We start from the raw sequence: 12,636 nt of genomic DNA, 5'->3' as shown, positions 1-12,636 counted from the left end.
GAACCTAAGCCTATTCCGCGACGACGTAGGTGTAGAGCCGGATGCGGCCGGATGCATCAATCTCGCGATAGACCCCCTGAATCTCCACCTCAAAGCCGGGGAAGGTGTTGAAGCAGGTTTCAAACATCTTGAGATAGTCGATCATGGGCTTTGCCTGCTCCGTCAAGCGCTCGCCCGGCACGATCGTCGCAATACCCGGAGGGTAGACGACGAAGGGTGTCGTCGCGATGCGGCCGGCTATGGCGTCGATCGGCAGATATTCCACATCGTTGCGAACCAGGCAGCGTGCCGCATCGTGGGGCGACATGGCTATCGGGGGTAGGTGGTCAGCGGAAAACTGCTTGGTCTGAAGCCCGCTGACATCGGCCTGGCGGAAGAAATTATGCATTTCTGCGCAGAGATCGCGCAGGCGCACGCCGGCATAGCGGCCCGGACGGCGTCGATAGAATTCCGGAATTACCTCCTCCAGCAGAGCATTGTCGTCATGGAGTTTCTTGAAGGCGACGAGGCCGCTGATCAAGGTGCCGGCCTTGCTGGCCTCCACGCCAGGAGTGAGCAGGAAGAGCAGCGAATTGAGGTCGTTCTTTTCCGCGACGATGCGGTTTTCGCGCAGATATTGCGCGACCACCGGCGCCGGTATGCCATGCTCGGTGTATTTTCCGCTCGCCCGGTCGAAGCCGGGGGTCAGCAGGGTGAGCTTGTTCGGATCGGTCATGGCAAAGCCCGGCTCCATTGCGGAAAAACCGTGCCACGCTGCGTCGGGCGTCAGATGCCAGAAGGCGGGATTGGTGGCGAGCTGGTCGGTAGAGACGCTTTCCCACGGCACTTCATGCACCGCGCCGTGGCTCGATACATCCGGGATCGCCACCCGATCCGGCACGAAGGGCTCGAAGAACCAGCGGCGCTCGGGACGATGCTCCTTCTCTTCGAATTCGCGTCGCACTGCGCGGATCTTCTTACGCAGCTCGATGCCGAGGCGGATCGTATCGTCCCACAGCACTTCGCCCGAGCGGCCCTTCATCATCTGCGCGCCCACGTCGAGCGAGGCAAACAGCGGATAGAAGGGCGAGGTCGAGGCGTGCTGCATGAAGCTTTCGTTGAAGCGACGGTGCTCCACGCGGCGCTTCTGGCCGGTAATATGCCGGTCCTTCATGTGGATCTGAGAGGCCTGCGAGAAGCTTGCGAGCTGCTTGTGGGTGGATTGCGTGGCGATGATGCCGGGCGCGTCCGGGCCAAGATCGGAAAGGCCCATGGCAAAGCGTCCGGCATAGAGCGGATGAAACTTCATGAAGCCCGCCCACGCCTCGTCGAAGAGGATGTAGTCGCACAAATGGCCGATGCGCTTGAGGATCATCTCGGCATTGTGAATGGTACCGTCATAGGTGCACTGTTCCACGACAGCAACGCGGAATGGGCGCGGCTTCTTGTAAGCCTCCGGGTCTTTCACCAGCGGGTGCGTGCGGATGCGCTCGCGCAGGGCGTCCTCGTCCATGACCGCGAAATCGATGGGACCGATCAAGCCATAGAGGTTGCGTATGGTCGGCATGTAAACCGGAATGCCGCCCGAGATCATCAAGGCGCCGTGATGGGCGGCCTTGTGGTTGTTGCGATCGAACAGCACGAGATCGCCATCGGTGACGAGTGCGGAGAGCGCGACCTTGTTGGACGTGGAGGTGCCGTTCAGGACGAAATAGGTCTTCTCGGCGCCGAAGATTTTGGCTGCTTCCTTTTGTGCAGCGAGCGCCGGTCCTTCGTGAGTCAGCAGGTCGCCGAGGTCGAGCACGGAATTGTCGAGATCGTCGCGAAACACCGCTTCGCCGAGATGCTCCATGAAGACCCGCCCGATCGGGCTGCGGCTGTAGAAGATGCCGCCATTGTGCCCGGGGCAGGTCCAAAGGTGATTGCCTTCCTCGGCATAATCGACCAGTGCACCGAAGAACGGCGTCTTCAGCGTCTCGGCATATTGCTTGAGCCGGCTGATGAGGCTCTTGGCGATGAAGGCGGGCGTTTCTTCCGATAGGAAGACATAGCCATCGATGAAATCGAGGACCTCTACCGGCACATCCTCGAAGCGCTTACGGCGGATCAGCAGGATGATGGGGAATTCCAGGCCGCGCCGGCGCATTAGGTTGATGAGGGAGGCCGTTTTGCCCTCGAGCCCCTTTTTGCCCCAGTCGACTAGCATGCAGCCGATGGCGGCGTCCGTCTGTACGGCGATCTCCGCATCTTCGAGGTTTCGTGCGCGCACCACCTCAAAGCCGGAGCCTTGGATCTCCTCGATGATCTGGTTGTAGCGGGCGCCCTCCAGGTCATCGCTGTCGAAAGCCGGCGTTGCGAACAGAAAGTTGAAACGTCTGAAATAATCCATTTGGGTACCCGCTCCTGATCTGGGACGAGATGTCGACGCATTTCATGACAAGGATGTGACAGGCTGTCGGATGTTCGAAACACTTGCACAGAATGGCATTTTTGCCATGCGTCTCTTCTCTTCCTGAATTTCTCCGTGCAAATCGATCGTCGGCGACTGTCCGATGCGATAAGCTCCTTTCGAGTGAACGGCCGCTTCTGAAACATAGTTCTGGCAACAAACCACCTGGCTAATGGTTCCGATTCCTTTCAAGGCGAGCAGATATCCTGTTGCATTTTCGGTCAGCCGCCGAGACTTTCATCGGCATATGCGTTTGCTGCTGGCTTTGTGATTGTCAGGAGCTTGGCTGGAAACCACATGCTGCCGGCAGGTGTAGCTTTGCCCGTGGCAGAGGGATTTTGGCTACAGACCCCGATATTTGAACAACCACCAGCCGTCCACGTGCTTCCTTCGTTGGCAGCAAAATCTTAAGCGTTGCGACAGCATGTCCGGACTCCAGCTTGACGACATTCCCCTGCGCAATTTACGGCTGGATAGCAATCTGCTTTGAAAGGTGTCGGGTCGATGTCGGCTGTACGTGCATTTGGAAGATTATCCGATGAGGCAGCGCGGCGCGAACTCGACCGCCTGGCCGCTCTCGATCGGCTGGACATATTAGACACGCCTAGAGACGAGGGGTTCGAACGGCTGGCTCGCCTCATCAAGCAGGTGTTCACAGTCGATATTGGCATCGTCTCGTTCATCGACGCCCACCGTCAGTGGTACAAGGCCTGTTTGGGATTGCCGGCAGACGAGGTGCCCAGGGAAGACACGTTCTGCCGCTACGTGGTGGACTGCGAACAGCCGATCGTCGTGCCCGATGCGAGCCGCGATCCCCGGTTTGCGTCCAATCCTGCCGTGACGGGAGAAGCGCATATCCGGTTTTACGCCGGCGTTCCTCTCAAGACCCGTGATGGTCATACCGTGGGAACCGTCTGCGCCATCGACCGTCAGCCGCGGTCATTTGGAAACAAGGATCTGGCGATCCTGGAGGAGATTGCGGGCGTCGCAATTGATCGCGCCGAGTTGCTGCAGTCGGCGGCCATCGACGTCCTAACGGGCGCGCTGACCCGTCGCGCTTTCAACGAGGAGGCCAGCCGTCTGCTTTCCCTTGCGGCTCGCCATCATCATGACGTGGCGTGTATCGTGCTCGATGTCGACCACTTCAAAAGGATCAACGACACCTATGGCCACGCGGCGGGCGACGAGGTGCTCAAGTCGGTGATCAAGACGTGCCGAGAGCAGCTCCGAGCGGACGATCTGCTTGGGCGTTTGGGTGGTGAAGAATTTGCAATTCTCCTTCCGCATATTGACCAGGCTGCTGCGTTTAAGGTGGCTGAAAAGCTTCGCAGCGCGCTGGATGCAGTTCCGGCCCAACTTGCAGAAAACACGGTGCCGGTTACCGCGAGTTTTGGCGTGACCGCGATGTCGATCATCACGAAGGACATCGATACGCTTCTCGCCCAAGCTGACGCTGCTATGTATCACGCCAAGCAGGCCGGTCGTAATCGCTGCGAATCATTCGCCGCTCGCTCCGGGTCGCACCAAAGTGCGCGGCGTCGGGTGCTTAAAGCCGGCGTAATCATTTTCAACGAAAGGCACTCGAGCTTCGATTGCACGATCCGTTCTCTCGGACCTGATGGTGCGAACCTCGTCGTGTCGACTGCTTTGGGCATCCCATCGGAGTTCGTGTTGAGCATCCCGGGAGAGGGATTCGAAACCACGTGCCGGATAGTCGCGCAAGACCGTCAGCATCTGGATGTGATGTTCCGGTAGGCTCACATCCAAACAACAAATACCTCGCTTTCCGACCGCGGCCTGCCGCTGATGACGGGATGTAATTCTGGCGCGGCGCGCTTTCAGAGGCCCTTTAGAAACCCAGTTCCGACGATGTTTGCCGTCAGCAGGCGAGGCCCTGGCGCTGGCAGCAAACCTTCTCCTGGCTGTTTGAGAGCCACGATGGCGATCGAAGGGTACAGTGCCCACCGATGATCGGCGCGAAGGTTTCTTAGCAAGGATTAAGTTTTATCTTGATCGATGGGTGGTGCAAAGCTTCATCCTCTTATAGTTTCACTTAAGGCAATGGAGGTTGCTGGAGGAGGATTCTATGAGTGAAAGAGCCCTGGGCTTTTTGTTGGCTGCAGAAATGTCTGCTCTTTTCTGGGCTGCAGTATTTGTCGTGGTGTTTTCAAACTCATAACTGTGGCATGCGATGCGTGCCAAATATCATCGGTAATAGCTCTGCGAGCGGCTGCATTCGGTAACTGCGCTCGGGATCGGAAAGCCGATGATCGCGCTTTGCGACAAGCTCTTGGATTTGCATGCAGACACAACAGTGTGGGTATGTGGAAGTAGCAAGCGTGTGCACCCAAACCGCCCCCGACATGGGCCCCCAAGACACACTCCCGCGCACATGTGAGATTTCCGCTCTCGGGTTCAGTCCGCCATAAAATCGCCCCCCAATGGACAGCAGATCACCCCGATATCATCACGGGATACCCTTCTCGAGGCCACATTGTGACTTGATCGTTGCTCGATCCCGCCCACAGCGAAAGCAAAGCAATGCAACATAATGCCGCTTTCGCCGCATGATCTGAGAGGAGCGAACATGCACACTCGTTATACCAAGACCCTATCGTTGACTGCTGCTGTTTTCAGCCTGACGTTGCTCGGCCAACCAGCGTTCTCGCAGGTGATGGCCCAGCAGCAGCCAGCGACTCAGCAACAGCCAGCGGCTCAAGGACAGACTGGTGACAATGGCGCAGCCGCAGCCGTCAGCGATCAAAAAATCGAAGCATTTGCGGTCGCCTATCTCCAGGTCGATAAAGTGAGGCAGGAATATTCGGCCAAGATAGGAGCAACGCCCGATGTAACGGCAAAGCAGAAACTGCAAACCGAAGCTAGCGAGCACATGGTTAAGGCTGTGGAAGGTTCCCCGGGCATTTCGCTAGAGGAATATAAGGCGATTTTGACGACGACAAGCCTGTCGCTGCGACCGGCGATGCAGGCTCGGTCACCGAAGGCGCGCTGGCGAGCGGCAACGAGACCCCGCATGTCGAGACCGATGCCATCACCACCGGCTCGCTCAATATCTCCTGGGGTGCTGATAACGCCAACACCAACAACGGCGTCGCCGGCGACCGGTCGGTCGCCTTCACCGATGCCTCGGTTGCGGCGACGGGCCAGGACGGCGAAGCGCTGAGCTCGCATGGTCTGGCCGTACATACAGTACTGCTGGCCGATGGCACGCTGGTTGGCTACACCGGCGAGACTGCTCCAACGGCCGTGACGAATGGCGAGGGCGGGGTTGGCTCGAACATCGTCTTCTATGCGACGGTCTCGGACACCGACAACGGCCACTATAACTTCACCCTGGTGCAGTCGCTCGATGACGCCAAGGGTTCGGATGCCATCACGCTGACCTTCGGCTACACGGCAACCGATTCCGATGGCGAGTCGGCGACCAGCTCTTCGAGCTGCAATTCCATCTGGTCGATCAGCCGCTGGGTGCGCTCCCGGCTCGGACCGTGTTTGTCGCGTTCCAACTTGGCGATCAGCAATTGCAGATGGGCGTTGAGCGCCTCGATGCTGGAAAGCTCTGCCTTGGCTTTGGTCGCTTCGGCCTCCGCCTGCAACCGCGCCTCGCGTTCCGCCAGCAGCGCGGCGTGGGCGCTGGCAAGATCGTCCGGAAGGGAAAGCGGTGGCAATGACATGCAAATTTTAGAGCATATTTCCTGAACAAATTCAATGAAGAAGGCGCTCAAACCCGTGTCGGACGCCAGGTTTCCTGCGGCGCCCGCCAGTCAATTCCCGACAGCAAATAAGAAAGCTGTGCGGCCGAGATCGCGACGGCGCCGCCTTCAACATTGGGCCAGATAAACCGCCCGCGCTCCAATTTTTTCGTGAACAGGCAGGCGCCTTGGCCGTCATGCCAAATTAATTTTACCAGATCACCTCGTCGACCCCTGAAGCAGAACAGATGACCGCCCAGAGGGTCATGTTTCAACACCTCCTGCACCCGAAGGGCCAGCGAAGGAAAGCCGCACCGCATGTCTGTATGTCCCGTCGCCAGCCACACCTTGACCCCCGTTCCCATCGGAAACGGGTTCATCGCAACGTCTCCAGACCACAAATGAGCCGCAGCAGGACGTCCACGTCGACATCCCGACCGACGATCACACGCCGGCCGTTCGCACTCACCACCTCCATGCGACCGGGCGCGGTGACAGAAGGCGGCACAGCGACAGTCGCCGCAGGTGGCGTATTCGCAACATTAGGCTCGGTAACAACGATCGCTGGAACAAATCCGTTCGCCGAGCGGGGGACAAGCCGTCCTTCCCGCGCGGCCCTGCGCCAGGCATTCAACTGCCAGCGCGTGATCCCATGACGCTGCGCCGTGGCCGTCACCTGTCGCGGGCCGTTATAACTCTCAGCCACGATCGCCAGCTTCGCTTCATCCGTGAAACGCCGGCGACGCCCGCTATCGACAATCTCCATCCGGCTGAAATGCCCGGTGAGATCATTCCTCAAGTCCATGTGTGAAGCACCGTCTATATTGCCGTCTATATAGACAGAGCATCCACACTCTCACTCACTGCACAATGCGGCCCAACTCGGATGCGTACATTTTGACAGCCGCTCAGAACGATCCGACACTCGCTAAGAGAGTTCAGGACAAGTTTCCGAAATCCGCTCCGGCGCAGCAGTAAGCTGAGTGGAGAACTGCACTGCGCACCTTAAGACAATGCGGTAGCGGCGAATAACCGTAGGCGATCCCCACTTTTGGTCAGGTGGAATGGACGATCACAATTGTTAGTTCTGCCGCGCCAGCTACCGTGACCGCGCGTGAAGCAAATATCCCCTAAACGTTGGTATAGCTACGGTTAGACCTCAGTCGCGTAGCCTTCGAAGTTGGGCACGAGTAAACCTCCGTCGAACAATGAAAAGCGTTACGGTCGGTGACATCGATGCCGACCATAATGCAACGGAGGTTCGAAGGTGGAGCGAGCCGTTCGCATTCACAAGTATGGTCCGGCCGAGGTGCTCAGTCTCGAACCGATCGAGGTTCCGCTGCCGGGGCCTGGCGAGGCGCTGATCCGCCACACGGCGATCGGGCTCAATTTCGTCGAGGTCTATTTTCGGCGCGGCACGTTCAAGGTGCCGGCGCTTCCGGCTACGCTCGGCAATGAAGGCGCAGGGATCGTCGAAGCCATCGGCCCCGGCGTTACTGGTGTACAAATCGGCGACCGTGTCGTCTATGCCGACGGCCCGCTCGGCGCCTATGCAACGGTCCGCCTCTACCCCGCCGATCAGCTTGTGCGCATTCCCGACGCGATCAGTGACAGACAGGCCGCGGCCTCTTTTTTGCGCGGCACAACGGCGCGCATGCTCTTGAAGGAGGTAGCGCCACTCAAAGCTGGCGATACGGTGCTTTTCCATGCCGCGGCCGGCGGAGTCGGCCTGTTATTCACGCAATGGGCGCGTTCGCTCGGCATTCGCGTTATCGGCACCGTGTCCCATGAGAGGAAGGCGGAAGCCGCACGACGCGCCGGCTGCATCGAGGTGATCAACTATGCCACGGAGGATTTCGTCGAGCGTGTCCGAGACATCACGTCCGGCGAGGGCGTCGCGGCCGTGTTCGACGCCGTTGGCCGCGACACCGCGCTCAAATCGCTGGCAACGCTGAAGCCGCGTGGCGTGCTGGCGCTTTTCGGCCAGGCATCCGGCAGCCCGCCTGACATCAATCCGTCCCTGCTGGCGCCGAAATCGCTATACGTCACCTGGCCGATTCGGCCTGTCTATATGGCGACGCCTGCACAGCGACAGACCAGCGCAACCGACCTGTTCGATGCGATCGGCGGCGGTATCCTTGGTGTCGGACCAAACCAGATCTTCGCTCTCGACGACATCGTTGCGGCCCATCGGGAACTCGAAAGCCGCAAGATCGTCGGCGCCGCCGTCATAACACCGTAAGCCGTTCGCGTCGCTGCGGTCCGCTACAGCCATCCAGGCGGACGCGGAGCCCGCCTTTGTAGGCGCGCTCAATGCCAGGGACAAACTAATCGCCGTCACGGACCAATTGCAGGCGGGAGCTGCAAAAGCGCCACCTGGCAAGGCAGCGGTGCCGGATGATCTTTTCCTGGATCACAGGCGCCATTAAAAGTTCTTCTGACCCCATCGTTCGGCCCATCGTGTACGGAAGAGATCAGCCGAACGCGGTCCTCATAAGTATGGACCCGCGAAGAGGCACTCCGAAATACCGAGTACTCTGATGGACCTGTCGAAAATAAAGACGCTGATCGATTTTGTCGGACGATCGAACATTTCCGAGCTGACGGTAACGGAAAAGGACGTCACGGTACGGATCTTTCGGTCACCGGATCAGACGGCCTCCGCCGCTCCGGAGCAGGTCCTCGATAAATCAGTGGTTGGTTCGGCCGTATCGAGCGGCGATGTTTCGGCAAACGCATCGGCCTCAGCCATCGCCGTGAAGGCGCCCCTCTTTGGCGTGCTGCATCGCGCAGCGGCGCCGGGGGAGGAGCCTTTCGTCAGGGTTGGCGACACGGTGCAGGAGGGGCAGATCCTTTTCATCATCGAAGCAATGAAGGTCTTCAACAAGATCGTCGCGCCGCATGCCGGTCGCATTTTGCGCCTGACCGACGTCGATGGCGGTGAAGTTGAAACGGGCGTCGTGCTGGCGGAGATTGCGTGATGGCGGAGCCGCTTGATAAAGCCTTGGCAGAACGGCGTTTCGACACGGTTCTCATCGCCAATCGAGGTGAGATTGCCGCGCGGATTCAGCACGCTTGCCGCGAACTCGGTCTGAAGACGGTCGCGATCTGCTCCGAAGCGGACAGGCAGGCATCCTATGGCAAGACGGCCGACAGCTTTCTGTGCATCGGTCCCTCGAACGCGGCCCGGAGTTATCTCAATCAGGATGCAATCCTCCTTGCCGCGCATCTGACCGGGGCCGGCGCGATCCATCCCGGTTACGGATTTCTGTCGGAAAACGCTGCTTTCTCTGACGCTGTTGAAAAGGCCGGCCTTGTCTTCATTGGGCCTGAAGCTTCCTCGATTGCGACCATGGGCGACAAGATATCGGCAAAACGGGCGATGATCGCCGCCGGTGTGCCCTGCGTGCCCGGCCCTGATACGTCGCTTCCGGACGATCTGGCGTCCATCGAGCGCATCGCGCAGGAAATCGGCTATCCCGTGATCATAAAGGCCGGGGGCGGCGGGGGCGGAAGAGGGATGCGGGTGGTTCCCGAGGCCGACGGGCTGCACGAGGCCATCGCTCTGACGCGCGAGGAAGCCCGGCAGGCTTTCGGCTCCCCGGCGCTCTACATGGAGAAGTTTCTCGAACATCCACGGCACATCGAGATTCAGGTGCTGTGCGATACCCACGGCAATGCCATCTGGCTTGGACATCGCGATTGTTCCATGCAGCGTCGGCATCAAAAGGTCGTGGAAGAGGCGCCGGCACCCGGGATTTCATCAGAGGCGATCAAGGCGGTGGGCACGGTCTGCGTCGAAGCCTGCCGGCAGATCCGCTATCGTGGTGTCGGAACCTTCGAATTCCTCTACGAGAATGGCTCGTTCTATTTCATCGAAATGAACACGCGTCTGCAGGTCGAGCATCCGGTCACTGAGATGACCAGCGGGATCGATATTGCGCAGGCACAGATACAAGTCGCTCAAGGTGTTCCCCTGGAAACCAGCCAGGATGATGTGACCTGTACCGGCCATTCCTTCGAATGCCGCATCAATGCCGAGGATCCCGACAGTTTCCTGCCTTCGGTGGGGACTATCACCGATCTTGCCCTTCCTGAAGGGCCGGGCATCCGGGTCGATACCCACATCCATGCCGGCTATCGGGTCTCGCCCTATTACGACTCGCTGATTGCGAAGCTGATCGTCCATGCGCCCACGCGAACGGAAGCGATGGCGAGAATGCGTGAGGCCCTTGCCGTCACGCGGATAGAAGGGATTTCCACCAACCTGCCATTGCTGCGCGCACTGTTCGAGGATGAAGGGCTCGCACGTGGCGAGACGGATATCCGCTATCTGGAGCAATGGCTCCAGCATCGGAGGGCGGCATGAGCGCGATCGACTTCAGCGATCCGGCGACCATAGCAGTCCTGGCCGATGCCTTGATGGCCGCGGGAGTCGGCGGAATTGAAATCTCGAGACCTGGCGGAAATCTGCGTCTCGTGATTTCGGCAGCGGGTGGCGCTCAAGTCAGCACGACAGGGAATGCACGGCCGGGCTTGGCCGTGACACCGGCGGCCACCGTCAAAGCGCCGATGGCAGGTCGCTTCTGCCCTTCATACCCTTCGGCCCCCATCGAAATCGAGCATCGTCCTCGCGCTGTTTCAGAGCAGGACGTTATCGGCTTCATCCGCATAGGTTCCGTCCTACTTCCTATTCCCGCGGGCCGGTCCGGTTTGCTGAGCAAACGACTGGCAGAGCCCGATGCTCTCGTCGGTTTCGGTGATCCCCTGTTCGAGATCGAGCCACACTCATGATTGCCAATTCGAACATCCTTGCGCAACGTCGCGAAATCGTCCCCGCCGTCAAAGGCCAGGCGCGGGTTTCCTGCATCGGAGCTCGATCTTTCCTGCTCGAAGCGCCGGGTGAATTTGACCTCCCCGCCCAGCGATGGATCTGGGGCCTCTCGCAAACGGTGACGCGCTGGGCAGATATCGCGGAAGTGATCCCCGGCATGACCAATCTCCTGGCGATCTTCAAGGAGACGCCCGAGGATCCCGAATTCATTGCAGGCCGGCTTCTCGAGGCATGGAACAATACCGAGAGCCTCGACCTGGCGGGAAAGATCATCGAAGTCCCCGTCCACTACGGCGGCGCTTATGCGATCGATCTTCCGGCTATCTGCGACTTCAGCGGATTGAGCGACCGCGAAGTGGTGCGTATTCACTATGAAGCCGATTACCGTGTTTTCGCCTTGGGAAGTGCCCCGGGTTTCGCCTACCTGCACGGCCTTGATCCGCGCATTTATATGCCTCGCAAGACCATTCCGTCGCTGAGGATGGAAAAGGGCAGCGTAACGATCGGAGGAATGCAGACCGGCGTTGCGATGCTGACCGGTCCGAACGGGTGGAACTCCCTCGGCCATGCGGAATTGCAGATGTTCGATCCGACCTCCGCGACGCCGGCCCTTATGGCGCCCGGGGATACCGTGCGCTTTCTGCCGGCAAGGATCGAGCTATGATCCAGATCATCGAAACCGGTTCATTCAACACCGTCCAGGACCTTGGCCGCCCCGGCTATCGCGACATCGGGGTCTCGGCCAGCGGCGCGATGGATCCGCTTGCGGTGAAGATCGGCAATATCCTTATTGGCAATGACGAGGGCGCGGCGGCGATCGAGGTTCAGACCTTTCCGTTCAAGCTGCGGTTCGAGACCGATAGCGTCTTTGCCGTCACAGGTGCGGACGGCCATCCGACACTGGATGGTCGGGAATTGCTTCCATGGTGTACTCACGTCGCCGAGCCGGGTCAGATCCTGGAGCTGAGGCAGCCACCGAAATTGGCCCGCGCCTATATCCTGTTCGGTGGAGGGCTGGACGTGCCGGTCCTCATGGGCTCGCGCAGCACCGCGCTGCGCGGAGGGTTTGGCGGCAATGCCGGTCGATCGCTCGCTAGGGGCGACAGGATCGGATTTGGCACGGTTTCGGATGCACTCCCTCTGCCACCAAGCGGCATCGCCGCCGTCGAGCCGGCCGTGGCGTTGCGCGATGTCTTCCCGGCTGTGATCGACAGTGTGCTGCCGATCCGGGCTATAGTGGCTGGCGAGCATGAGCTCTTCGCCTCCGAAGGCGAGGCCTTCTGGGGCCAGACCTGGAGGATATCATCCAGCAGCGACCGCACCGGTTATCGCCTCTCCGGCGAACCGATCAAGCCGTCAGCGACAGTCGAGATGCGCTCTTACGGCATCGTGCCCGGCGTGATCCAGGTCCCGCCCGGTGGCGAGCCGATCATCCAAATGAGCGACGCCAACACCGCGGGTGGCTATCCCAAGATCGCGGGCGTCATCGAATGCGATCTGTGGCGTCTCGGGCAAGCCCGTATTGGAAGCCGGTTGCGGTTCGTTCGCTCGACGCATGCCGAGGCACGCGCAGTTGAGCAAGCCGTTGCCCGCTATGTCGCGGATGTCAGGCGGACCTCGCAGATGGTCAAGCGCGCTTTGAAGGCGATGGCCTGACGGCAAGT

At 59.8% G+C, this 12,636-nt stretch carries 10 protein-coding genes and 2 pseudogenes; 8 read left to right on the top strand and 4 right to left on the bottom strand.

Features of this window, described 5'->3' with window-relative positions:
• Positions 1-10: 10 nt before the first annotated feature.
• Entirely contained in the window at positions 11-2,368 is a 2,358-nt protein-coding gene (locus NXC24_RS33280; RefSeq protein WP_104827513.1) for an Orn/Lys/Arg decarboxylase N-terminal domain-containing protein, read from the bottom strand.
• Positions 2,369-2,932: 564 nt separating this feature from the next.
• Here NXC24_RS33280 and NXC24_RS33275 point away from each other — a divergent pair.
• Entirely contained in the window at positions 2,933-4,183 is a 1,251-nt protein-coding gene (locus tag NXC24_RS33275; protein WP_104827512.1) for a sensor domain-containing diguanylate cyclase, read from the top strand.
• Between the two features lie 832 nt (positions 4,184-5,015).
• A pseudogene (locus NXC24_RS36080) lies at positions 5,016-5,381 on the top strand (DUF4168 domain-containing protein); the annotation flags it as partial.
• A gap of 484 nt (positions 5,382-5,865) precedes the next feature.
• On the opposite strand, the pseudogene NXC24_RS33265 reads toward NXC24_RS36080, so the two are convergent.
• The 3 genes and pseudogenes from NXC24_RS33265 to NXC24_RS33255 all read right to left on the bottom strand — a co-directional run.
• Positions 5,866-6,120, bottom strand: a pseudogene (locus NXC24_RS33265) (IS66 family transposase); the annotation flags it as partial.
• A gap of 47 nt (positions 6,121-6,167) precedes the next feature.
• Positions 6,168-6,518, bottom strand: a complete 351-nt coding sequence (gene tnpB / locus NXC24_RS33260; protein ID WP_104822825.1) for an IS66 family insertion sequence element accessory protein TnpB — start codon at positions 6,516-6,518, stop codon at positions 6,168-6,170.
• The gene (locus tag NXC24_RS33255) at positions 6,515-6,943 is read right to left on the bottom strand and encodes a transposase (RefSeq protein ID WP_104822824.1); all 429 of its coding nucleotides are present in this window, start codon (positions 6,941-6,943) and stop codon (positions 6,515-6,517) included. Before NXC24_RS33255 ends, tnpB begins: the two co-directional genes overlap by 4 nt.
• 462 nt (positions 6,944-7,405) lie before the next feature.
• On the opposite strand from NXC24_RS33255, the gene NXC24_RS33250 reads away from it, so the two are divergent.
• The 6 genes from NXC24_RS33250 (at position 7,406) to NXC24_RS33225 (ending at position 12,628) form a co-directional block, all read left to right on the top strand.
• Positions 7,406-8,380, top strand: a complete 975-nt coding sequence (locus NXC24_RS33250) for a quinone oxidoreductase (protein ID WP_104827510.1) — start codon at positions 7,406-7,408, stop codon at positions 8,378-8,380.
• A gap of 298 nt (positions 8,381-8,678) precedes the next feature.
• Positions 8,679-9,119, top strand: a complete 441-nt coding sequence (locus NXC24_RS33245; RefSeq protein WP_104827509.1) for a biotin/lipoyl-containing protein — start codon at positions 8,679-8,681, stop codon at positions 9,117-9,119.
• Entirely contained in the window at positions 9,119-10,507 is a 1,389-nt protein-coding gene (locus NXC24_RS33240; RefSeq protein WP_104827508.1) for an acetyl-CoA carboxylase biotin carboxylase subunit, read from the top strand. Before NXC24_RS33245 ends, NXC24_RS33240 begins: the two co-directional genes overlap by 1 nt.
• A complete protein-coding gene (locus tag NXC24_RS33235) occupies positions 10,504-10,932 on the top strand; it encodes an acetyl-CoA carboxylase (RefSeq protein WP_104827507.1) in 429 nt (142 codons plus the stop codon). The genes NXC24_RS33240 and NXC24_RS33235 overlap by 4 nt, the downstream gene beginning before the upstream one ends.
• On the top strand, positions 10,929-11,636 hold the full coding sequence (pxpB, locus tag NXC24_RS33230; protein ID WP_104827506.1) for a 5-oxoprolinase subunit PxpB: 708 nt from the start codon (positions 10,929-10,931) through the stop codon (positions 11,634-11,636). The genes NXC24_RS33235 and pxpB overlap by 4 nt, the downstream gene beginning before the upstream one ends.
• Positions 11,633-12,628 (top strand): biotin-dependent carboxyltransferase family protein, encoded by a 996-nt coding sequence (locus tag NXC24_RS33225; protein WP_104827505.1) that lies wholly within the window; start codon positions 11,633-11,635, stop codon positions 12,626-12,628. The genes pxpB and NXC24_RS33225 overlap by 4 nt, the downstream gene beginning before the upstream one ends.
• The last annotated feature ends 8 nt before the right edge of the window (positions 12,629-12,636 follow it).

The sequence above is a fragment of the Rhizobium sp. NXC24 genome (genome assembly GCF_002944315.1).
Lineage (GTDB): Bacteria > Pseudomonadota > Alphaproteobacteria > Rhizobiales > Rhizobiaceae > Rhizobium.
Note: the sequence above shows the minus strand (reverse complement) of the source record. Positions and strands in the feature narration are given on the sequence as shown.